The organism is Jiulongibacter sediminis (assembly GCF_001306455.1).
Taxonomy (GTDB): Bacteria; Bacteroidota; Bacteroidia; order Cytophagales; family Spirosomataceae; genus Jiulongibacter; species Jiulongibacter sediminis.
The window spans coordinates 404,098-424,884 of sequence record NZ_LGTQ01000009.1 but is presented as its reverse complement, the minus strand read 5'-3'; the positions used below and the strand labels follow the sequence as shown (position 1 = coordinate 424,884).

Annotated in this window: 17 protein-coding genes and 1 riboswitch; of the genes, 10 read left to right on the top strand and 7 right to left on the bottom strand. The window is 41.2% G+C overall.

The window, feature by feature from the left end; genetic code table 11:
- Positions 1–333 precede the first annotated feature (333 nt).
- Together AFM12_RS12585 and AFM12_RS12580 are read right to left on the bottom strand one after the other, a co-directional pair.
- Positions 334–1,146, bottom strand: coding sequence for a tetratricopeptide repeat protein (locus tag AFM12_RS12585; RefSeq protein ID WP_055148717.1), 813 nt, complete (start codon positions 1,144–1,146; stop codon positions 334–336).
- Between the two features lie 8 nt (positions 1,147–1,154).
- Positions 1,155–1,439, bottom strand: a complete 285-nt coding sequence (locus AFM12_RS12580; protein ID WP_055148715.1) for an HU family DNA-binding protein — start codon at positions 1,437–1,439, stop codon at positions 1,155–1,157.
- 184 nt (positions 1,440–1,623) lie between these two features.
- Here AFM12_RS12580 and mutY point away from each other — a divergent pair, with 184 nt between their 5' ends.
- Positions 1,624–2,670 carry an A/G-specific adenine glycosylase gene (mutY, locus tag AFM12_RS12575; protein ID WP_055148713.1) on the top strand — a complete coding sequence of 349 codons (1,047 nt, stop codon included), beginning with the start codon at positions 1,624–1,626 and terminating at the stop codon, positions 2,668–2,670.
- 26 nt (positions 2,671–2,696) lie between these two features.
- Positions 2,697–3,176 (top strand): single-stranded DNA-binding protein, encoded by a 480-nt coding sequence (locus AFM12_RS12570; RefSeq protein WP_055148711.1) that lies wholly within the window; start codon positions 2,697–2,699, stop codon positions 3,174–3,176.
- Here the strand turns inward: AFM12_RS12570 and AFM12_RS12565 are convergent.
- Positions 3,173–5,656: an OmpA family protein gene (locus AFM12_RS12565; RefSeq protein ID WP_165492347.1), complete on the bottom strand. Its 2,484-nt coding sequence runs from the start codon at positions 5,654–5,656 to the stop codon at positions 3,173–3,175. The genes AFM12_RS12570 and AFM12_RS12565 overlap by 4 nt on opposite strands.
- A gap of 119 nt (positions 5,657–5,775) precedes the next feature.
- Complete coding sequence (locus AFM12_RS12560) at positions 5,776–8,358, bottom strand: zinc-dependent metalloprotease (protein ID WP_055148707.1); 2,583 nt, start codon at positions 8,356–8,358, stop codon at positions 5,776–5,778.
- 130 nt (positions 8,359–8,488) lie between these two features.
- Between AFM12_RS12560 and AFM12_RS12555 the strand changes: the two genes are divergently transcribed.
- Positions 8,489–8,887: a hypothetical protein gene (locus AFM12_RS12555; protein WP_055148705.1), complete on the top strand. Its 399-nt coding sequence runs from the start codon at positions 8,489–8,491 to the stop codon at positions 8,885–8,887.
- A 70-nt stretch (positions 8,888–8,957) separates the two neighbouring features.
- Positions 8,958–9,617, top strand: a complete 660-nt coding sequence (locus tag AFM12_RS12550) for a hypothetical protein (protein WP_055148703.1) — start codon at positions 8,958–8,960, stop codon at positions 9,615–9,617.
- On the opposite strand, the gene dnaG is transcribed toward AFM12_RS12550, so the two are convergent.
- Positions 9,614–11,554: a DNA primase gene (gene dnaG / locus AFM12_RS12545; RefSeq protein WP_055148929.1), complete on the bottom strand. Its 1,941-nt coding sequence runs from the start codon at positions 11,552–11,554 to the stop codon at positions 9,614–9,616. The two genes, AFM12_RS12550 and dnaG, sit on opposite strands and share 4 nt — an antisense overlap.
- A gap of 108 nt (positions 11,555–11,662) precedes the next feature.
- On the opposite strand from dnaG, the gene AFM12_RS12540 reads away from it, so the two are divergent.
- On the top strand, positions 11,663–13,036 hold the full coding sequence (locus AFM12_RS12540; protein ID WP_055148702.1) for a phosphatase PAP2 family protein: 1,374 nt from the start codon (positions 11,663–11,665) through the stop codon (positions 13,034–13,036).
- Here the strand turns inward: AFM12_RS12540 and AFM12_RS12535 are convergent.
- Together AFM12_RS12535 and AFM12_RS12530 are read right to left on the bottom strand one after the other, a co-directional pair.
- Positions 13,033–13,695 carry a hypothetical protein gene (locus AFM12_RS12535; protein ID WP_055148700.1) on the bottom strand — a complete coding sequence of 221 codons (663 nt, stop codon included), beginning with the start codon at positions 13,693–13,695 and terminating at the stop codon, positions 13,033–13,035. The genes AFM12_RS12540 and AFM12_RS12535 overlap by 4 nt on opposite strands.
- Before the next feature lie 88 nt (positions 13,696–13,783).
- A complete protein-coding gene (locus tag AFM12_RS12530; protein ID WP_055148698.1) occupies positions 13,784–15,697 on the bottom strand; it encodes a TonB-dependent receptor plug domain-containing protein in 1,914 nt (637 codons plus the stop codon).
- A gap of 65 nt (positions 15,698–15,762) precedes the next feature.
- Positions 15,763–15,952: riboswitch (cobalamin riboswitch) on the bottom strand.
- 104 nt (positions 15,953–16,056) lie between these two features.
- Here AFM12_RS12530 and AFM12_RS12525 point away from each other — a divergent pair.
- The 5 genes from AFM12_RS12525 to hisF all read left to right on the top strand — a co-directional run bounded on the left by AFM12_RS12525 (position 16,057) and on the right by hisF (position 20,774).
- Positions 16,057–17,817, top strand: coding sequence for a phospho-sugar mutase (locus AFM12_RS12525; protein WP_055148696.1), 1,761 nt, complete (start codon positions 16,057–16,059; stop codon positions 17,815–17,817).
- A gap of 428 nt (positions 17,818–18,245) precedes the next feature.
- Positions 18,246–18,836, top strand: coding sequence for an imidazole glycerol phosphate synthase subunit HisH (gene hisH / locus AFM12_RS12520; protein WP_055148694.1), 591 nt, complete (start codon positions 18,246–18,248; stop codon positions 18,834–18,836).
- Between the two features lie 3 nt (positions 18,837–18,839).
- Positions 18,840–19,565 (top strand): 1-(5-phosphoribosyl)-5-[(5-phosphoribosylamino)methylideneamino]imidazole-4-carboxamide isomerase, encoded by a 726-nt coding sequence (gene hisA / locus AFM12_RS12515; protein WP_055148692.1) that lies wholly within the window; start codon positions 18,840–18,842, stop codon positions 19,563–19,565.
- Positions 19,566–19,569: 4 nt separating this feature from the next.
- Positions 19,570–20,025 carry a GNAT family N-acetyltransferase gene (locus tag AFM12_RS12510; RefSeq protein ID WP_055148691.1) on the top strand — a complete coding sequence of 152 codons (456 nt, stop codon included), beginning with the start codon at positions 19,570–19,572 and terminating at the stop codon, positions 20,023–20,025.
- Positions 20,019–20,774 carry an imidazole glycerol phosphate synthase subunit HisF gene (gene hisF, locus AFM12_RS12505; protein ID WP_055148689.1) on the top strand — a complete coding sequence of 252 codons (756 nt, stop codon included), beginning with the start codon at positions 20,019–20,021 and terminating at the stop codon, positions 20,772–20,774. The genes AFM12_RS12510 and hisF overlap by 7 nt, the downstream gene beginning before the upstream one ends.
- Positions 20,775–20,787 lie beyond the last annotated feature (13 nt).

The following is a 20,787-nucleotide window of genomic DNA, read 5'->3' as shown; positions in this document are numbered from 1 at the left end:
AGAATTAATTGGTTAATAATAATTTATACAAAAAAAGCAGCAAACAGACGGTTTCACACTTTTCAGTGTCCTCTGTTAACTGCTAATTTATAGAGAAGAAACCGGTAAATGTATCTACCCCGTCAGGATGGATTACTTCTTCTTGTGACGGTTTTTTCTTAGACGCTTCTTTCTCTTGTGAGTAGCCATCTTATGTCTTTTTCTTTTCTTTCCGCAAGGCATAATTTCTGTAGATAACGATCTCTTCCCTTTGAGATCAATTTCACATAAAAATCTTTATAACAACACCCTCAGGGATCAGGGCTGGTCATAATCGAACCGCAAAAATAAAGATTACTTTAGACTTTCCAAAGTCTTGTCAACTTCATTTTGAAGAACATCATCAAGGCCTATTTCACTGAGACCTTCAAGAATACTTTTGGCTTTGTCTTTCTCGCCGGTTTCTATCAGGCTGTAAGCCAAACCAAGCTGTGCATTCAGATTACCTTCATCAATAGCCAAAGCCTGCTCAAAGCGGCTCACTGCCCTGTCATATTGACCAGACTGCATTGAAAGAGCACCCATACTCATAATAGCCGGCACATAACGAGGGTTTATTTCTAATACCTGTCGAAGCATCATGATAGCCTGCATCGGTGATGCCGACGTCACATACGTCATAGCCGTATTCGTTCTTGCATGCAATTGATTTGGATTAATCTCCAAGGCCTTTTGATAGGCCGAACGAGCTTTCTCAGCAAACTCTTCCTGAGTAACAGGATTAAGGCTCAAAGAATAAGCCTGATAGTAATAATCACCGGTCATTAACCACTCTTGCTCGTTATTTATTTCAGAAGCTCTTTTTTCTGCATAAAAGGCAGAGCTATCATACATATTTGCTCCGGCAAAAAATATAGCCAAATCCTGATATATGTCGAGAGGGTCTTTTGATGAATTTTTTATTTCAGCCAAGGCCTGATCTTGTTGTTCGCTTAGCTGAAGATGTGGTTCTTTTTCCGTTGTCGTGGTTTTAGAGGAAGATTGAGCGGGCTGTTCACCGGTTTCATTCTGAACTACATATTTTGGTAAGCTAAATAAGCCAACTGCTGCCAGCACTCCGGCAATCACTACAAATAATATGTGTTTTTCAGGTTTAAGCCCGCTCATCTTAATTGTTACTTAATTTTTGACTTGATCATCTCAACAAACTCCTTTGAAGGCTTGAAGCTTGGTACGTGATGCTCAGGTACTGTAACAGTGGTTTTCTTAGAGATATTTCTCGCCTTTTTCGCAGCTCTCTTCTTGTTGATGAAGCTTCCGAAACCTCTGATATAAAGAGCTTCTCCTTCTCCAAGGGTGTCTTTCACAGTTACGAAGAATGCCTCAAGGGTAGTAGATACACTGGCTTTATCGATACCAGTCTTGTCTGAAATTGCTGCTATAGCTTCTGCTTTCGTCACGATTAAATTAAATTTTTGGTTATACTTAGTGTTAAAAGTTTCTTATTCCTTTCTTGGGGGCACAAATATAGACGAATTGCTTTTCCTCCCCCAATATATTGGAGATATTTTTCGCTTAAAATATTTATTACAAGTAAGTTACAGGAGGCTTTCGCTCAATTAAACATTTTTTCTGACATAATAAATGCTTTCTTCCAAAATTATCGAGTGGTATCATCAAAACAAGAGAAATTTACCCTGGAGAGAAACATCAAACCCTTATTTCATCTGGTTATCTGAGGTTATTCTTCAACAAACCCGGGTTGACCAGGGTTTGGAGTACTACCTACGGTTTATAGAGGCCTACCCGACAGTCTTTGACCTGGCCGGTGCTCATCAGGAAGAAGTTCTCAGAAACTGGCAGGGTCTGGGTTATTACTCAAGAGCCCGAAACTTGCATGCTGCTGCTCAATATATTGCAAACGAACTCAACGGCAACTTCCCCTCTACCTTTACCGAGCTAAAAAAAATGAAAGGAGTGGGTGACTACACCGCCGCTGCCATCTCCTCGATTGCCTTTGGCGAGAAGAAAGCGGTTGTTGATGGCAACGTATATCGGGTACTCTCAAGGCTTTTTGAAATCGATACTCCAATAAATAGCAATAAAGGCATTAAAAAATTCTCAAATCTGGCTGATTCGCTGATTGATAATAAAAGACCCGGCGATTACAATCAGGCTATGATGGAGCTTGGAGCTACCATTTGTAAGCCTAAAAAACCTTTATGTCCAGAGTGCCCCTTGGCTGCCGAATGCCAATCATTGAAAAACCAAACTCAACAGAACTATCCGGTAAAAATTAACAAGACCAAAGTTAGAGATCGCTATTTCAATTATCTGGTAGTTGAGAATGAGAGCAAAATATTCTTTCAAAAACGGCCTCAAAAAGGAATATGGGCTGGTCTGTTTGAATTCCCTCTGATAGAGACTGATAAAGTCGTTGAAGATTTTCAACTGCTTGTTAAAAACCTTCCTGACTGGATTAAACCAAAAGATATTGCAATAGGCATTCCATCCTCAAAAATACACTTGCTGAGCCATCAGCGGATAAATGCTCGCTTTTGGCCAATAGATTTAGCAAAAGTTGACAATCAAACCAGAATTAACTTCTTTACCGAAGATGAAATAGAGCAGTTACCTAAACACCAGCTAATTGTGAACTATTTAAACGACAATCCAATTTTTAAAACGTAACTTCACTTTCTGAAAAAATACAAAAAATGGCAGGACTAAATAAAGTACTATTGATAGGAAATGTAGGTGGTGACCCAGAAATCCGGACGTTGCCTAGCGGGTCGAAAGTGGCTAACTTTTCACTGGCTACCTCCGAAACCTATAACGACAGAAACGGACAACGCCAAACGCAGACCGAATGGCACCGAATAGAAATCTGGGATGGCCTGGCCAATGTTGTCGAGCAGTATGTAAAAAAAGGAGACCCACTCTTTATAGAAGGTAAAATCCGAAATGAAAAATGGACTGATCAGAATGGTCAGGAGCGTACAGGTGTCAGAATAAGAGCTCTCGCAATGCAGATGCTGGGAAGAGCAGGTGGAGATAACTCATCTTCAGGCGGAAACGACTACCCCTCTTCTGAGGGTACTTATGGAAATCAAAGCCCGGCAGGTAGTAGCTCTAGAGTAAATGAGCCTGACCCACAGTTTACTACCGGAACAGACGAAGACGACCTTCCATTCTAGATTCGCTCAATCTGAAGAATCCTAAACTCTGTACGTCGGTTTCTGCGGTATTCGGCATCTGTGCATTGCACCCCGTCGCCGCAGTTATTGACCGGAGAACTCTCACCTTTCCCGATGGCCTTCACCCGATTAGCATTAACACCTTTGCTGACAATGTATTTTTTAACCTCGTCGGCACGCTTTTGAGATATCAGAAGATTATCTTTAGCACTACCTCGGCTATCGGTATGAGAAATTACCTCAATGACCATATCAGGGTATTTATTCAATACTGAGGCCAACTGATCCAGATTTCCGGCCGCTTCTCCACTCAAAGCAAACTCATCTGCATTGTAGTAGATTTTATCCATTTTCACCACATCGCCCACCCTGAAAATATCAGGATCAAAAAATGAAGTACTCGATGCCGAAGCCGCTGAACTCTCTTTCTTTGGTAAGATACTTCTCACTTTTGCAATTACCTTTTTTTCAGGCTCTCTTGCTATAAACTCGTAGTTGGTAGCAAAGCCGGCTTTCATGGCTATAAACTCGTAGTCGCACTCTTTGTCTCTTACAAAAGCATATTTTCCATCGGATTTCGTCTGAACCTCAATAGTTTCGCCAGTGCACTTATTGATGAATCTAACCCGCACACCCGAAACCGGCAAATTGTCTTTCCCAGTTATTTGGCCGGCATAGTAATTTTCAAAACGGGTATCTGTAGTCCTTGCCATTACTTGTGGCACTACCTGTTTTGGCTTCTCTTCCTGAGGGAATTCAGAAAGTTTTAGTTCGACCGTCAGTTTTGAAGCACGGATATCAGAGAGATTATGAGTCGAGAAATAGATTTTCTTTTGCTCAACTCTCTTATTATCAAACTCAAAATAAAATTCCTTCTCGGCTTCCAAACAAAGATTAGCCTCGCCATTCACATCTAAAATACCTTCAAAGGAATTCTCAGGCTCTCCGATGACATAATATTTAAAAGTCAAGCCAGGCATTACCTTTCCATTCCCAGCCTCCGAAGCTGTGAGAATTACGTTTCTGCACCCGAACTTTGAGCCGGTGCGAGTAAAACTGTAAATATCATCATCCGAATCACCATGCTTGCGGTTGCTACTGAAATACCCGGAACTAAAATCATCATTGGCGAGAATGCCAAAGTCGTCCCATTTGGAATTCAGAGGAGTTCCCAGGTTGTGAACCATACCCTCGGGCTTACCATTCATAGCCAGTGAAACCGTAAAGAGATCAAGCCCTCCCAAGCCAGGATGCCCATCTGAAGCAAAATAAAGCTGATTATTCTCATCAATAAACGGGAACATTTCATTGCCCGAGGTATTAATACTCTCACCGGCATTTACAGGCTTCCCCCATAGACCGTCAAGATATTTTGAATAATAAATATCGGTTCCTCCATAACCTCCCGGCATATCAGAAACGAAGAACATAATATTCTCCAAAGCCACGAAAGCCGGATGTCCGGTACTATAATCTCCACTATTATAAGGAAAAGCCCTAAGGTTTACCCATTTATCACCCACTTTATCGGCCATGTAAAGATGGACTCTGTTAACGCCATCAGGGTTTTCATAAGACAAAGAGCCTACTCCATTTCGCGTAAAAACAATACTTTCGTCATCATTAAAGAAAACGCAAGGCCCTTCGTGATAAATTGAATTTAAGGTTCTGTCTATTCGCTGGGCATCCAATTTTGGCTTCTCCATAAATCCCGTTGTCGCCTTGTAAGACAAAGTGGGACCATCATTTGCTGTTTGAGGCGTGTATGAGTCGCTCCCCAGCTGTTTAAACCTTTTTTCTGACAAATCACCTCCACTTAGACCGGAACCATTGTCTTGAAAAATCTTATTGCGGTCATCCAGAAAATACAAATCAAGGAAGGGCGAATCATCCCACTGGAAAATTCTTTTAACCCCATTAAATACCGGCCGGCCACTTACAAAAACCAAGCCATCCTTAAAATTAACAGGACTAAATTCCGCGTAAGAGGAGTTAAATGGCAGATAATCAATCGAGTAACTCCTAACATTACGAATCAAGGGCTCCGGATCATCCTGTATCAAGGCAAAGTCCTGTGCCACCTGCTTATTCTCAGCTAACTGAGAATAAGCCCTCCATGCATCCGAGGACTCTGCATGTTTGCCGTTAGCCGACAACACCTGAGCATACCTCAGGAGCAATTCGGAATCTTGATTAAGGTCTGATTTTTTGTTTAATGCTTCTCTAAAATATTGCTCAGCCTTAACATAATTCTTTGTAAAGTAATGAGCATAAGCTAGTTTCTTCAGAACGTCCTTTTCGATTTCGGAGTCAATTCCCTTATCTATATCAAGAAGATATTCCCCCGTATTGATAACATTCTGGTAGGCATAATTATTAAAATCGGTTTCCATTTTGTTGACCAACCGGACGTTCTTCTGTGCAAACGCCCCGGTTAGCGATACAAAAATCAGCAACCCTATTTTTAATAATTTGTTCAATTTTGGAGTAAAGTTTCCTTTGCAACGAAAAATTGAGCAAAAATCATGCCTTGCGAAAAACATTTGACAAAAAAATCCCGACTTATTTCTAAGCCGGGATTTCAATACAATCTTAAACCTTACTGAGGGTCTAAAGCCTGTTCAATTCGCTTCTGTAAATCCTGGTAATGATACCTTGTCAACTTATCAGACACACGAACAGCGAGAGCCAATGCCCGCTGGATTTCAATCAAGTGACCTCTTGCAATTGAAGGAATGTCTGTCTCAGATAAATCCACTATTCTGGTATCGTAACCGGCAGTAATACCTACCGGAATAGAACGCATAGCTGCTTTATCTGGCTCTAAAAGGTCAATGAGTTTGGAAACGTATACCTTCTGAAGGTTTCTTCGGTAAATATCTGCCGAAACTCTTCCACGAACTTCCTTGAGAACTTCTTTTTCCATATCTGTCAAAAGTTCATCAACAGAATAATTCTCTGCACTTAAAGCAGAATACTCCAGCATGCGGGCCATACGCTCTCCACTCAGCACCTGATTGAGAATAATAGATTGCAGAGACTTTAATGCCTCAACACCCGTTTCTGCCTTGGTTTTGGCATAAATATTCTCATCAAAAAGCCAGATTGGCGAATCAAACAATTGCTTGTTGATAAAGTCGACGGCTTCCTTCTGTGTTGACTTTGGCACAACCTCAAATTGAGAGCCGTCCATATCATAGGTCTTAGGGGAATCGTAAACACCACCAATATTCTTCAGGACATGCCCCATATACCTTCTATATTGACTTGCCACGGCATCGTTGAGCTCTTTCAGTTCCTTGTAGGATTCAGCATCCTTTGTACTCCATTCTTCAAGATTAGGAAGTATTCTTTTCAGGTTCCTAATACCATATTCAGAAGCTTTCATAGCATTATCACCTAAGTCCTCTGTCTGGTATCTCGGATCATAAGGACTGATTTCGGTGCCAAAATGAAGAGCTGGATTCTCGTAGGCCTCTTTGGTCCACTCATTGAGAATTAGCTTCTCCTGATCTTCGTTTTCTGTCTCCGGGATATAACTATAACCCCACTTTATAGCCCACTTATCATAAGCACCAATACCAGGAAAAAGATTTTCAACAGCAATACTATCTTCTGGCTGAGCCACGTAGTTAAAACGGGCGTAATCCATAATGGAAGAGGTGTGTCCGTTGGCAGTAAGCCAATCGTTATCTCTAAGTTTCTCAACAGGCGTGGCACTTGAAGCTCCCATATTATGTCGTAAACCAAGAGTATGACCCACCTCATGAGAAGACACAAATCTTATAAGCTCACCCATTAAGCGGTCATCAAATTCCATTTCTCTGGCCTGCGGATCGACGGCTGCCGTCTGCACCAGGTACCAATTACGAAGCAAACGCATTACATTATGATACCAACCAATATGACTTTCAATAATTTCACCACTTCTGGGATCATGAACATTTGGGCCATAGGCATTAGAAATGGGTGAAGCAAAATACCTTACTACCGAGAAACGGGCATCCTCAAGACTCATTGTGGTGTCATCTTCAGGCCAATACTCCCCGCGAATGGCATTCTTCCAGCCTGCCCCTTCAAAGGCCACACTCCAGTCGTCAATCCCTTGTTTAATATAAGGCTTCCACTTATCAGGTGTGGCCGGATCTATATAATAAACAATTGGTTTTGCCGGCTCAATGAGCTCACCCTTTTGCTGACGGGCGGCATCAAGAGTACTTTTGGGCTCCAGTCTCCATCTTACTGCAAAAACATCGGTGTCAGCTTTTTGAGACTCTTCTTCAAAAACACCGTACTGATTCGCAAAGTAACCAACACGGGCATCAAAAAGCCGTTTTCTCATTGGTACTTTTGGAAGTAAGACCATCGAGTTATTGAATTCCATTGTCACTACGCCGGCATCTCGCGAGGCGGGTAAATAACGACCCACTGAGGGCGATGGACTGAGCGAAATTCTGGGAGGAGTAACACCATAGGTTTTAACGGTTTTAATCTCAGTATTTATAGGGTAGGTCTTTATACTTGAAATAAAAGACCGGTCACTTTTCAGCGAAGTGATGTTTAGCCGCTGTTTGGTAGTAGGGTCAAGCGAAAAAATCTGCTCGTCTCCTTCAAACGTGGATGTAACATCAATTACATAAGATTTGAATCCATTTACCGTATCGTCCTTTATTGCTTTAATTTCAAAAGCTCCAACAATAGGATCAGCACTGGAGTTTTTAACTGCCGTAGCAATTGGCTTCGTACTGTCAGGACTCATAATCACATAAGAAATTGACCTCAGGAAGAGCTTATCCTTAGGACCTTTCTCCCACTTAACCACTTGTCTGTTTACGAGTTCGCCGCCATATATTGAACCACCTGCAGCGGTTTGTGAATACCTTGAAATCGTCATAATCTCACGCCCGAGCAGAGAATCTGCGATTTCAAAAAACCATTTGTCATCTTTGAAATGAACTCCATACAAGCCAGTCTGGCTTACCGCTGTACTGTCTATAAAATCACTGAAGGCTTTCGGTCCTTTCTTCTCCTTTTTCTCAGGTTCCTTTTTGGTCGTGGAGTCAGAAACAGCAACGGCTGATTCATCCTTCTTCTTTTTCTTTTTTTCCTTTCGCTGAGCCTCCGCCCCAAAAACGGTTAAAGTGCATAGCAAAAAGACCAGCATTAGTCTGGACTTATTCATAATTATTTAGTTATAGTTTGTTTGATTTATTTGACCAAAATTAGCTGAGATCGTTGCATTTCCTTCACAAAATGGCAAAAAAACAGAAACCATTTGCAACGCAAGTCAGGCGTTCAGCAACTTCTAAATAATGAAAAACTACGTTAAGCTTATTTTGATTTTAACCCTGACCAGTTACCACAGTACGGCTCAGGAAAACTCTTTGGTTATTGTCGATGAAGTTACTGTTCTCAATAGTAATGAGGATGAGGCTCTTTACTATTACCAACAAAACTGGGCAAAAGCCAGGGAGATAGCGAAAGAAAGAGGCTATATTCAGGATTTCTTTTTGCTACAAAATGACCAAAAACCAGAGAGTCTGTTACTTATTACCATCCTGAAAAATGAATCTCAAAAAGAGAGTTTAGAAGAGAATTTCAGGAAAGTTTTTCAGGCAATGCCGCCTGGTCCAAAACTCCTAAATCGTAAGAAGCCCAATGAATTCAGAGAAGTTTCCACTTTGAGGTTTACAAACGTGACGACACCCTAGGCAGAACCAAAATTGGCAGTTCTTATTTTTTTGAGCATATTGCCGGGCAAACCCTACCGTTTATACCGAAATGTCTGCTGTAGCACCCATCGTTTCGCCAATCATTAAGGAGAAGAAATTGAAGATTAATCTCAAACGGATAAAGTCAGCCCGAACTCTCGAATACCTCAAAAAAAATGCTCTGGCAGATATCAGTGATCTCGATAAAATAGTACCACTCTGTTATCTTGAGGGAATTGAGAATGACTTCCTGAAACATTCAAAAAGTTACAAACTTCCTTATTCGGTTGACGACGTATGGGATGCCTATATCAACATTCCTCCGGCAGAATCATGGGCTGGCAACCGCATCGGCTTTTCTTTTTCCTATAACACCGACAGCAAAGATTTTCATTACCTGCATGACCAATATCATGGGCTGGAGGTTAATCAACTAATCTTCATCGAGATTAAGCTTCTTTTTGGTCTTTTCAAACTAGCGGTAACGCATCATGTGAATCAAATTTCACCTGAAGAAAAGAAAATTAAGCTGTGCTACGTAGAGGGTGGAAAGTCCTCAGGTTCGCAGATTATCACCTTTAAAAAGATAAGTGAAAGTGAATCAATAGTGGTGCATGACACTTTCTATAAAAGTGACTCAAAATTCAGAGATGAAAAACTCTATCCTTTCCTTCACGAGCTGATAATCAATCAGTTTCACAAGAATGTAAGGAAATATATGGACCGTTAGATGACGGCTCCGAGCTGATCAGAAAGTCGCTGTATCACTTTTTTAACTTTCATCATCTTTTGTAATAGGTCATTGATTTCTTCTTCATTTTCAAGAGTATCCAGTTCCTGAGAAAGAGAGTTATAATTTTCCTGAAACCGGTCTTTTTTGATTCGAAGTATGTTTTTGTAACTCAAATCATCCAGCTTTGAGGTATAAGAAGGAATGTGAATCTCAAACTTAGACCAGTTTTCACTTAATTCATATCTCGGAGAAAGCCAGTTAACTACTTTATCCTGAATCTTTTGATTTTCATGACGGGTAAAAAAAGTAGTTTCAGGATAATTACCGTTGTCATATGATGCCCGATAAGAGACTACAATCTCATTTAAAAGACTATCAGAGAAGTTTGTTTCACCAATTTCATTTAGCAGATAATCTGCCAACCTGATCTCCTCATTGGTTTCGGGGTCTTTGTCAATAATCTCGTGACCATAGCATACCAGATCTTTAACAAAAAGCTCCTCTTTTAATGACCCTGATGGATTTACATCTACCTCCTCAACAGGCCCACCGTCAACAAAAAGATCATCCGGCGGCGGAACAATCCCCTCAAGGAGGTTTCTATCGTAGGGTTTAGGAGTATTCTCTTTTACTCTTTTTCTTGATAGTTTATTACCCTCCGTTATCAGAACAGATTCGTCAATTTCAAGTAAGTGAGCTACTTCCTTATAGAAAACGGCTCTTTTGATGGCATCGGGAATCTTGGTTATGGTCTCCACCAAATCAGAAATCAGACCAGCCCTGGCCACGGGATCGTTGCCGACTTTTTGTAAACTCACCTCGGTTTTAAACCGAATAAAGTCCTTCTGATTTTCTTTGATATAGTTTACAAAGCCATCTGAACCAACCTTTTGAACATAACTATCAGGATCTTCTCCGTCAGGAAAAACAACAACCCTCACATTCATTCCTTCTTCAAGAATGAGGTCGGTTCCTCGCAATGACGCGTTAATACCAGCCGCGTCACCATCGTATAAAATGGTAATATTGGTACTAAACCGGCGAATAAGCTGAATTTGCTCCTTAGTTAGCGAGGTGCCGGAAGAAGCTACAACGTTCTCAATCCCCGCCTGATTAAGCGAGACTACATCGGTATAACCTTCAACCAGGTAACAGTTATCCTCCGTTCGAATGCCATTTTTAGCCGTGTAAATTCCATAAACAATTCTGCTTTTGTGGTAAATCTCAGTTTCCGGGGAATTGAGGTATTTTGGTGCTTTGGTATCTTTTTTAAGAATTCTTGCTCCAAAAGCAATCGGCTTACCCGCCACATTATTGATTGGAAAAATCACACGCCCTCGGAACCGGTCAATCGGATCTTTCCCTTCTTTGATAATAGACAAGCCAGCTTTCTCAAGGATTTCAAGCTTAAACCCACTTTTGATGGCATGTTTCGTGAAAGCATCCCAGCCATCACGACTATACCCTAAACCAAATTTCTCTATCGTAGACTGATTAAAGCCTCTCTCTTTAAAATAAGATTGACCTATGCTTTGACCTTCCTCTGTCCTGAGCTGGTCAGCATAGTATTTTTGAGCAAAATCTGTAACGATAAATAAGGACTCTCTTTCATTTTGAGCCAAAAGCTCTTCATCCGTGTATTCCTTCTCCTGAATTTCAATACCGTACTTCTTGGCCAGCCATTTAAGAGCTTCGGGATAGCTCAGACCTTCCAGATCCATGATAAATCGCACAGAATCACCACCCTTACCGCACCCAAAGCATTTATAAATCCCTTTTGTAGGTGAAACCGAGAAAGAAGGGGTTTTCTCATTATGAAACGGACAGCAGGCAATCATGTTTGACCCTCTTTTTTTGAGAGAGACAAAGTCTCCGACCACATCTACCACATCTGCAGCCTGAAGTATTTGCTGAACCGTTTCCTGAGGAATCATGCCCAAAATTAAGCTTATTTCTTGTTTTGCTTTCCAAAGCCAAAAAAGAAAGTGAATTGGCAAGATTCTTGACCACTAATCATGGATTAGATATCACAAAAAGTAATAATGAAAAGCAGGAAAATACTATTCACTATTTTCCTTTCTTCCGTAATAGCGTTTACAGCGTGCAAAAAAGACGGAGGAGAGGTAGACCCTGAAAATCAGGTAGAGCTTTCTACACCAGCCTCTGATTTTGATTCTTCCATTCTTACCGAATACAATGCTCTTCAGTTAAAACTAATCAATAATACACCTGGTTACTCAGCCCCTGTGGCAGCAAGAAGTATTGCCTATCTGGCTCTGGCAGCTTATGAGGCAACCGTACCTGGTATGCCTGATAACCAAAGTCTTGCCGGGCAACTCCAAGGCTTAGACGACTTGCCAAAACCGGAAGAAGGTAAGAAATACGACTGGGCTTTGGCCTCAAATGCCGCTCAGCATACCTTGATGAGGCAGCTCTATGCAACCTCAGGCGATGTACTGAAAGGTAGAATGGATACTCTTCGCAAAAACTTTGAAGCCAAATATCAACCCGGAGTTGGTACCGATGCCATTGAACGATCAATAAACTTTGGCAACAGTATTGCCCTGGCTATTTGGGAATATGCTAAAAAAGATGGTGGCCATGAGGCCTGGAATAGCAACTTCCCTGTTTCAAATGGCACTTTAGGTGGTAGTTCTAAATGGGAACCGACCGGCGATCAATCAAGACCTCTTCTTCCAAACTGGAAAGATGTCAGGACGTTTTTACCCGGGAATACCAATATCACTTTGGACAATCCCACCAACTTTTCATTCAATGTCAACAGCGATTTCTTCTCTCAGGCTCAGCAGGTTTATCTCACTTCTTCAAATTTAAACCAAGCTCAAAAAGATATAATGACTTTCTGGAATGATCCTGTAAATGCATCCTACACTTCAGCGGGGCATCAACTGGCCGTGGTGAATAAACTGATTGGTAAAGAAGGATATAACCTAGAAGAAGCATCTAAACTTTATCTTAAAATTGGTCTGGCCGCTCATGACGCCTATGTAACCGCTTTTAAAAAGAAGTATTCGCAAAATATTATGCGACCTGAAACCTATATCAGACAGGCCATAGACCCACAATGGAAGGCGAATATAGAAGGCTCACCTTCTCCGGCATACATATCTGCTCAAGCTACTTTGGCTACAGCGATCGCAGAAATTTTAACTGCTGAATTTGGTGATGCCTATATTTTTGAGGATGACACCAAAAGTTCTGTAGCAGCTAAAAGACCATATAAAGGGTTTCAGGATTTTGCCAAAGAAGCCAGAATGGCTCAGGTTTATGCCGGCAATCAATACTCTATAAGTATTCAACATGGTGAAGAGCAAGGCAAAAAAATAGCCAGCAACGTGATGAATCTTCAGCTGCTGGCTCCTATTGTTTCCGATACTACATCTGCTTCTCGTTAAGCAGCAAGGTTTTCTCTTAATTCCTTTTCGAGTTCAACTACTTTTTTCACGAGTACCATGTCTTCAATAACGGCGTGTTTCCGAAGCTCATATTCAAAAAGCGAAACCTGATTCAGGAACACACTGAACGGGAATATTGCATCTGATTTTGCAGCATATTCCCTAATGATTTGACCAACCTCACGAAGCTCATCTTCTACCGAGTCGTGATTATCTTCAAAGTCTTCAACCGTTGTATTCTTTAACAAAAGCTCTAGTTCCTTCTTGGTAAACTTACCTTCCTGAGCCTTGGCCAGTGTTTCAATGAACGGAAAGAACATTTCTTCTTCCATTCTGATATGTTTCACCAGCTTTTTCTTGTAATTATTAAAATATACCGCCAAACCTGCCAATAAGCTATGCGAGCTACCGAACTTATTGACAATATGAGCTAACGACTGTTCTATTTCAGGTAACTTCTTCGTCAGATAATAGCCATGAGACGCTCTCAAAAATTTCACCAACTGATCTACAGACAGGCTCTCCATCTGGCTACAAAGTAAATCAGCATCAAAATCAGAAATCAACTGATTCAAATCTTCTTCTGAACTCAGATGCTGAGATTGACTAAAAAACGAATTTGCGAAGTTTTCGATTTGCTTACCGGAAAGCTGATCCATAGTTTTATCTGTTTTGTTATTACAAATATGAGGTCTGCCCGTCCGGAAGAATATGACCAATGTCAGTTAAATCAAAGTTCTCTCCGATTTAACGGTACCTGATACCCAACTGAACGTTTCTTGTTTGAGAGTTAAAGCCATAGATTTCCTGATATTCCGAATTAAGAAGATTTTGAGCACTCCCATAAAGAGAGAAACCTGCTGGTAACGCATAACTCACTCCACAATTTACTAAAGTGTAAGCACTTAGAATAACCTCCTCGGTACTAAATGTTTCGGAATTATAAAACCTGTCTGTACGGCTCCCTACGAGGTTGACGGCAAAATTAAATCTAAGTTTTTCACTCAAAAGGAGCTGAGTTGCCAGGCTAAATTGATCTTTGGGCCTCCTGATAAACTGGTTTTCACTTTCTTCAGGCTTTGCCAGGTAAGTGTAATTCCCGCTTAACCCTATTTTAGAAAACGCATAGGATGCGATGACCTCAAAACCATTCGCGTTTTGCTGATCCTGATTGATGTATTGACCATATGGATCTACATCAATGGACTGATAAATAATCAGGTTCGATGTATTTCTATTGAAATAAGTAGCCTCTATTCTGGCCTTCTGATCAGCAAAAGCAGACCTGAAACCTAAATCAAAGGTTTTAGCGTCTTCCGGTTCCAATTCAAGGTTTCCATATGGAGAAAAGAGCTGATACAGCGAAGGATTCTTGAAGCTCTTACTGTAAACACCAAAAAATGTCAGATTCTTATTCAAAATGAAATATGGATTCAGTGCATAAGAATGATTAATTCCATATACATCATGTGAATTTAACCGGCCCGAAACCTCAAGCCCAAGTCCGTTTTCAAGTGCCGAAGAAATTGAACTGTAAACACTAAAATTGTGAGTGGTAGTCTCAGAGTTCTCAATTGGCACATCTTCAAAAGGCCCGAAAGAACTCACAGAAAAGTACGTTTGCTCCATACTCTGTCTTCTGTAGTCTGTACCCAGAAGTATCTGAGATGAATTACCTATTTGAAAGCTTCCGAATAACTCCGCAAAATCAGCTACACTCCCCAGAGTATTTAAACTGTAATTATTAAAGGCGGTTGGTGGCACATCAGTGGAGTCATCCTCAAAAGTCCGGTCAGTCAGTGTTCTCAGGGCATTAAAGTGTAGTTGCCCTTTCTCCGAAATTCTGCTTCCTTTCAGACCCAATTGAACATTCCGGCTATTGAAAGTATTGTCTTTGTCATCAGTAAAAGCTCCGGCATCAAGATCTGATTTGTAATCACTTATACGAGTCAGAAAAGTAAGGTCTGTTGATCCCACCTTTTTCTCAAGCTCAGCCGAAATGTTTAACCTTCTTAAACCATCGTTTTCAAAGCCCTCTCCACTGGCCGAGCTAAAACCATCGCTTCTGAGAGCATTTAGACCTAGTTTGTAATGAAGACCCTGAAACCCACCTGCAACGTCAGCTCCGAGATTAAGTGTGTTAAAGGAGCCGTAAGAAAGATAAGGAGAAGTTTGAAACGGCTTTGCAGAGCGGCTTTTCGTAATAAAGTTAATCACACCTGCTACTGCGTCTGACCCATACAGAGCGGACTGTCCCCCTTTGAGTATCTCCACACGTTCAATATCCTCAAGGTTAATAAGGTTGAGGTCAAAATTACTTTCGATAAAAGATGGGTCATACATAGGTACTCCATCAATAAGTATCAATGTTTTACCCGTTTGGGCACCTCTTAAATAAACACTTTGTACACTGCCTGGTGTCTGATTAGCCCCAACGACCTGAAGCCCGGCCTGGTTTTGAAGTAATTGAGTCACCGAATATCCGGAGTACTGCCTGATTAACGAGTCAGAAAGAACGATCATCGGCTTGCTAAGCTCACTTTCCTTTAGGGGAAGTTTGGTGGTTTTTACTGTGATTTCATTTAGTGATTTTTGGGCAAAAACTGAGGTAAAGCCAAGGCACAACAGAGCCACCAGGCACTTTCTTAAAAATGCGAACATTGATTTTGTTTTGATAAAATAAGAAATATCGAACGCTCATTGCAGATCATCCACCGTAATCAGGACAACAAGAATGATTTCAGGCAGGTCTCCTGGCTCATTGTCACCTGAATTTGCCTTCCCGCCGAAGCAGTGGCTTGTGGTTCAGGTTTTGACAACTTACAGTTGCGGGGACAGCTCATGTTTTACACATGATTCCCTATTAAGTCGAAGCTCCCGAAGAGAGCTTCTGACACCCAAAACTGAGGCAAAAGTAAGACATTGAATCTGATTGAGATCAATAAGTTTCAAAAGTTTTTGATTAGCAGAGGCACTTCTATAAATTGCCTGAACATATCAATAAGTAATCCGGGGAAAGTATGCTATCAAACCTGAAACTCGACAAAACCGCAGAAAAAAATATCAAAAAATGGCTTCGTGGTAAATATGACGACGAAACCAAGAATATAATCCAGAAGTGGATTGAGGAAGGAAACACTACCCAACTCACCGACTCCTTTTACAAAAACCTCGAGTTTGGAACCGGGGGAATGCGTGGTGAAATTGGTGTGGGCTCTAACCGTATGAACAAATACACGGTAGGAGCAGCCACACAAGGTCTGGCCAATTATTTGAACAAGTTTTATTTAGGCGACGATGTTAGTGTAGCCATTGCCTATGACAGCCGGAATTTCTCTCCTGAGTTTGCCAGAATAGCCGCCGAAGTTTTATCTTCAAACGGTATCACAGCTCATCTTTATCCTGAGTTAAGACCCACTCCTCAATTGTCTTTTACAGTGAGAGAATTGGGCTGTCAGGCGGGCATTGTGATTACTGCTTCACACAACCCTCGTGAATATAACGGATACAAGGTATACTGGAATGACGGTTCTCAGGTGGTAGCCCCTCATGACAAAGGAATTGTGGAAGAGGTTAATGCCATCACCACCGTAAGTAAGATCAAATTCAGAGGCGTTAAAAAGAGGATTAAAAGCATCAGACCATCACTTGACAAGAAATACCTCAAAGCTGTTAAGAGTATCTCCGTTTCTCCTGGAATCAACAGAAAACAGTCTGACCTGAAAATTGTTTTTTCTTCAATTCACGGTACCGGTATAACTATGGTACCGGCAGCTCTTGAACAGCTGGGCTTCCAAAATGTACACGTGGTTAAGGAACAGGCAAAGCCCGATGGCAATTTCCCTACCGTGGTATACCCAAACCCTGAAGAGCAGGAAGCCATGTCAATGGCTCTTGCTAAAGCAAAAGAAATTGACGCAGACTTGGTTTTGGCAACTGACCCTGACGCTGACCGGGTGGGCATGGCCGTTAAAGACCCGACAGGCGAATGGCAATTACTGAATGGAAACCAAGCCGCCAGCCTCATAATCTACTATTTGCTCAAAGCATGGAAAAAGGCCAAGAAACTTACAGGTAGCGAGTTTGTGGCTAAAACCATTGTTACCACTGACCTTATTGATAAAATGGCTGAAAAGGCCGGTGTGAAATGCTATAATACTCTAACCGGATTTAAATACATTGCTCAGGTAATCAGAGAAACAGAAGGCAAGGAAACATTTATTGGCGGAGGGGAAGAAAGTTATGGTTACCTTATTGGTGATAAAGTCAGAGATAAAGATGCAGTGGCTTCATGTGCTATCATTGCTGAGCTCACGGCCTACGCCAAACACAATGGAATCAGCTTGTTTGATTTCCTCTCCGATATGTACAAACAGTATGGTTTCTTCTACGAGGGACTTATCTCGGTAACTAAAAAAGGAAAATCAGGAGCAGAAGAAATTCAGAAAATGATGGCTGATTTCAGAAAGAACCCTCCTGCCGAACTGGCGGGCTCTCCTGTCATCCTGATGCGGGACTATAAAGACTTGACAAGTACCAACCTGATCAACAAGGAGCAAGAAAAAATTGAAAAAGGTATGGGCATTGAAAGCTCAAATGTTCTTCAGTTCTTTACCAAAGACGGCACCAAGTTTACCTGCAGACCATCAGGTACAGAACCTAAAATCAAGTTCTATGTAGGTGTTCAGGGTAAGCTCAAATCAAAAGAAGAATACAACAGTACTTTTGAAAGCCTAAAAGCTAAAGTGAAGCAAATCCAAAACGAGCTTAACTTGAACTAAAATAAACCATCGGGTTAAATATCTTCATGGTATTAGATATACAAGAAAGTCTGGCCGAAATCACCGGCCAGACTTTTCTGTTTATTAGTATTCTGTCAACAACCCGTACTCCCTTTTAAAATCTTATCAAACGGCCAAACCTGCTTTTCCACAAAGCAGAGACCGCTTTTTGATAAAAACTATCACCCAGTTCACAAAAGCAGATTGTAAATTCGATTCCAAAATTCTATTTTCGTGGAATTAAACGCTGACTAGAGCCACAACACAAAGATTTTTTTCCTGACAAATTTAGCGAACAAATAAGCCCGTCATTTTTTAGACGGGTTTTATTTTTATTTTCCAAGTTTGGCTGTAATTATTCAAAGAAGCTATGCTTTGAGTTTCAGATTGTAAGGCATATCTCTAATTTTGAATTTAATCTTCGTTGGATGCCAGAAATAACTATCATAAAATACAACGCCGGCAATGTGATGTCTGTAATGTATGCTCTTGACCGCATCGGTGTCAGCTATCAATTAACAGATAAAATTGAAGACATTCAGTCGGCAGAAAAAATCATTTTCCCAGGTGTAGGTGAGGCAAGCACAGCTATGAAAAGCCTTCGTGATAATGGGCTGGATAAAGTTATCCCTGATCTAAAACAACCTTTTCTAGGCACTTGTGTCGGAATGCAACTGCTTTGCAAACACTCAGAAGAAGGCGATGTTAATTGTCTGGGAGTTTTTGATATTCCCATCGTTAAATTTCCCAAAAAAGAAGGCTTCAAAATCCCTCAGACGGGCTGGAACAGCATTTCAGACTTCAAATCAGAACTTCTTAATGGAGTAAGAGATGGAGATTATGTCTACTATAATCACAGCTTCTATGCCCCCATTTCTGCGGAAACAGTAGCCACAACCGATTACATTCTCCCCTACTCCGGCATGTTACAAAAAGACAACTTTTATGCCTGCCAGTTTCATTCAGAAATCAGTGGCGATGTAGGCGAGCAAATATTTAAAAACTTTGTAAAACTCTAGCTCATGTTTCAGATCATACCAGCCATAGATCTCATTGATGCCAAATGTGTAAGGCTCACTAAAGGAGATTATGACACAAAGAAGATCTATAACGAGGACCCGCTGGAAGTGGCGAAAGAATTCGAAGATCACGGCATTACCCGTCTGCATTTAGTTGACCTTGATGGTGCCAAACAAAAAAAGGTCATCAACTTCAAAGTTCTTGAGAAAATAGCCTCTCAAACCAAACTCAAAATTGATTTTGGTGGCGGAGTACAATCTGATGAAGATATTCAAAAGGTATTTGATTTTGGAGCCTCTCAAATAACCGGTGGGAGTATTGCAGTAAAGAACCCGGAAAAAATGCTGAGCTGGGTTACAAAATACGGTGGCGACAGAATCATTCTTGGAGCAGATGCAAAAGACAGAAAAATAGCTATTAGCGGCTGGGAGGAAGACAGTGGGCAGGACATCATGGCTTTTATAGAGACCTACACAGCAGCCGGTATCAAGTATATAATAAGTACCGACGTTGATAAAGACGGTTTACTGGCTGGGCCGGCCTTTGAGCTGTATGAAGAAATGAAAGATATGTTTCCTGAATGTAAAATTATTGCCAGCGGGGGTGTTTCTGAAATGAAAGATATTGAGAAACTTGCAGAGCAAAATCTTTACGGCGTAATTGTCGGCAAAGCCATTTATGAAGGCCGCATTTCTTTGAGTCAAATCGAAAACTTCATGATTTCATAGGGATATGATAAAATTTGAATCTTCTAAAAACACTTTGCTTTTAAGCTCTGACAAGTCTCTTTTAAATATTGATTTCGTTCACAAAAACCTGACTAAAAGTTACTGGTCCACGGGTATCCCTCGGGAAACTGTTGAAAAAGCAATTGAAAACTCAATGGCTCTGGGACTTTATCTCAATAAGGTTCAAATCGGGTTTTGCAGAATAATTACGGACTTAAGTACCTTTGCCTATCTGGCCGATGTGTTTATCAGTGATAAATATCAGGGTAATGGCTATGCCGTCTGGATGACTGAAGAAATTCAGAAAATACCTGAACTACAAGGGCTCAGAAGATGGGTGTTAGCTACCAGAGACGCTCATTCTTTGTACGAAAAGTCAGGTTGGAAACCGATGGAAAACCCACAATTCTTTATGGAAATTGTGAACCGTGACATCTATCTAAAGAATCAGGAATGCTGACAAAAAGAATAATCCCGTGCCTGGATATCAAAAACGGCAGAACTGTCAAAGGCACCAACTTCGTCAACCTTCGCGATGCCGGTGACGCTGTCGAATTGGCCAGGATTTACGCCAAAGAAGGAGCTGATGAACTGGTTTTTCTTGACATCACGGCAACTGTAGAAGGCCGCAAAACCCTGCTTGAACTTGTCAACAAAGTCGCACATACCATCAATATTCCGTTTACCGTAGGAGGTGGTATTAGTTCTGTAGCTGATGTTTCTGCATTGCTAAATGCGGGTGCAGATAAGATTTCAATTAATTCATCGGCTGTAAGAAATCCGGAATTGATCTCTGAACTTGCCCAGGAGTTTGGCAGTCAATGTATTGTGGTCGCTATTGATACCAGATATGTTGATGGTAAACACACTGTTCATACACATGGTGGTCGTAAGCCCACTGACCTGGAAACTATTTCATGGGCAAAAGAGGTAGAAGATCGTGGTGCAGGCGAGCTGTTATTAACCTCAATGGATACTGATGGCACCAAAGACGGTTTTGCCCTTGAACTAACAGCTGCTATTTCCTCAAATGCCGGGATTCCGGTGATTGCCTCCGGAGGAGCTGGTAATATGGAACACTTCTACGATGTTTTTACCACTGGGAAAGCTGATGCCGGATTGGCCGCATCAATTTTCCATTTTAAGGAAATCCCAATTCCAGATTTGAAACTTTATTTAAAGGAAAGAGACATCTCGATACGCCTCTAATTGCTTCAAACTG